We start from the raw sequence: 2,934 nt of genomic DNA, 5'->3' as shown, positions 1-2,934 counted from the left end.
TTACACTTGAGATTAAGTCGCGCTGGCTAACGGCTAAGCTCACCTGCTACTAACAGCTTTAGGAACTGCTCAGAACATAACACTGGGTCAGGTGCAGCGACTCGTTATGTTGTGTAGATTTTACACCGATTGCCTTTGCTACCTGGAGACCCCAGCGCCCCCTTACCAACAACCTTGACCAGGCACAACTCTGGCGCTGGCAACATAACGGTTGAACTCACCCGCCACCAGTATAGCTAAGCATACAAAGGTTGGCATGATATGGGTCGCTGGGCGTAGCCCCACATTGGTTTCCCAGAATCTTAAGGCGACAACCTTAACCTACCTAGCTATAGTTTTGGGTAATGACTAAAGTATAGCTTCAAGTCGGGTGCAGTGACTTGTTATGTTGCACTTACAATTGGTAGTAAATATTGATACGAGTTTCTAATTTGCTATTCAAAATCTTCATCATTAATCCTTTTCAATGAGGATTGATTGAATGCTTTAAAGGTTAGATTTGGGTACTGTTGCACAATAGCTCTCAATTCTTCAAAAACTGGGCTCGCACCCTCAACCCCAGTTACAACGCACCAGATACGCGCTCGTGTAAGTGCAACAAAGGCTTCGTTACGCTTCTGTAGTTCTGACTCTCCTCTCCAAGCTAATGGCTGGGTAGCACAATGAAATCTGCAAGCATAAACCTTCCACGCCTCATTGCCCTTGGCTCGGAAAATTGTTGAGATCGTGATGCAGTTATCCTTGCGAAAGATATCCAGATTTGTATCAACACCTGCAATAACGCTTTGGATACCTCGACTTGAGAGTTTAGATTTTATTGCTTCAAAGTACTGCTGTTCTTTATCACCAGTGGGGCAAGTAATCAACAAGTCCCAAGGGTCGAAGCCTAACTTCAGATCTTCCTCCACTTGTTGAGCAATCCATTCCTGCTCTTCCAACTCATCCGAAAAAGTCTGGATGCGTAAAGGTGAGCCTAAAGCGTCCTTGTGAGGAAAATCATCACTGTCTATGGGGTGAGGGCTGTTTTTTGCCTCGCGCGTAACTGTGACTGTTTTGCCAGCTTTGACACTTGCATCTGAAAAATCTCCATCCAGAACAGTGTAACCTAGTTTTTCCCAATCCTCTTTGTTACTCACTCCTTGCAAACAACCCTCTTGTCGCAGTAAGCCCATGTTGATAGCGTGAGCAGCCATGAGAAGCATTTTAGGTGTTCGGTAGCATCGGTTTAAATTGTGTGCCTTGCGCAGTCCTCCTTCGTAGGTAGGGCTGGTTATGGTTCCATCAGGAAGTTTGTTCCCACCTAAATCTACTACTGGTGTTCCATCTGGATTAAGCCCAAAGATATGCAAAGGACGAGGTACCGTCAGGGTTCCAATCCCCTGTGCTTCGTCGTATGCCCAATAAAGTCGTTTTGGGTCAGATAAACTTTTATAAGCTAATCGATAGAAGGATGGGGGCAAATCCTGTCCTTCGTCTATCAAGATCGCATCAAAAAGTACAGGTATGTTCGGTACCCTTTTCTCCAGATCATCGCAAACATACTCAAAAGCCTCTGATGGAGAGCAGTTGCGCCCCATCCTCTCTCTTACATCCTTGACACTCAGAGGACATATTCCCGATTTTTGGGCTAAGTTACGGTAGAAACCGTTACGCTCTTTTGAACCCCAAGCATGTAGTACTTGTACATTGTGCCAGTTTGGCTCTACATCTCCTTCATCCTGCCGAACCATTTCACGATAGTAAAGACTGATTAAACCTATGATTTGGTCGTAAAGTGCCTGTGTAAAAAACACAAAAGCAATTTTCCAGTCAGGGTGCGCGGCATGGATTTTTGCGGCTCTCTTGGCAAATAGAACGGTTTTCCCTGTTCCTGCTAATCCTCTAACACGCTGAGGGCCATCTGGAACCTCAAAAGCTACCTTTTGCTGTTGATCGTCCAGAAAACGAAGGCGAGATTCCAGATAATGGATGACTCTTACAGGATTTTCGGGTGGTGTTCCTGTGGGTATGGCTCTAGGTTCTTGTCTTGGTAGCGAACCGCCCAGTAAAGCAACGATGTTTTGCCACTGTTCATCAGATAGAGGACGCTGTGGTTTTTCGCAAGCGCCCAACTGTAGTTTTTCTCGGAGAGTCGATGGCTTGAGATCCTCCTCCAGCAAAACAACGCCTTGGGTACAGGGCAAGTCAGAAAATCCCTTATCTTGCCATTCTTGCCCTTTAACAAAGGGTAACACCACTCTGTAGTGTGAGGTGACCAGTCCTCGTGTTTCTCTTCGTTCTGCGAGTTTCGCACTTATTGCAAGCATGCCATCCTCAGCTTGAAGCATAGGCAATTCCTCTTCCCTATGCCAATTAGTCATTTTCCACTGATGCCCTTCGATACTTTCAATGTTAGCGATCCTGCACCCTTTACACTCAAATACCCACAATCCTAAATCTCTGTGCATAAAGATAACGTCAGGTTCTCTGGTGAGATTGCCTGTGCGTTTAAAAATTGGATACCTAAAGTAAGCTACGCATGGCTCATTCTGAAATGTCTTTTTGAGGCATTCCCAAAACTTTTTCTCTGCTGTGTTTGGGTTAAGTGGAGCATAGTTCTGGAACTTACCTTCTGACATGCTGTCTCCAAATGACTAAACTAAATCTATTTGACTAATAAGACAAGCAATATAACGGCTGAACTCACCCGCCGCCAGCAGTTTTGGGTATTTCTCGAATTTTAACATCAGGTCGGGTGCAGTGACTTGTTATGTTGTGTAAATTTTCCACCGATCGGTTCAACTACCCACAGACGCCAGCGCCCCTTCACCAACAGCCTTGACAAGGCACAGCTCTGGCGCTGGCAACATAACGGCCGACCTCACCCGCCACCCCAAACCAAGGATCCCAATCAGTACTCTACCTCAAGGTCGGGTGCAGTGCCTTGTTATGTTG

General features: G+C 45.8%; 1 protein-coding gene. It reads right to left on the bottom strand.

The window, feature by feature from the left end; all coding sequences use genetic code 11:
- Positions 1–434 precede the first annotated feature (434 nt).
- Positions 435–2,618 (bottom strand): DEAD/DEAH box helicase, encoded by a 2,184-nt coding sequence (locus NW838_RS12700; RefSeq protein WP_414428145.1) that lies wholly within the window; start codon positions 2,616–2,618, stop codon positions 435–437.
- Positions 2,619–2,934 lie beyond the last annotated feature (316 nt).

The organism is Synechococcus sp. R55.2, from assembly GCF_047462075.1.
In the GTDB taxonomy this organism is placed as follows: domain Bacteria; phylum Cyanobacteriota; class Cyanobacteriia; order Thermostichales; family Thermostichaceae; genus Thermostichus.
Note: the sequence above shows the minus strand (reverse complement) of the source record. Positions and strands in the feature narration are given on the sequence as shown.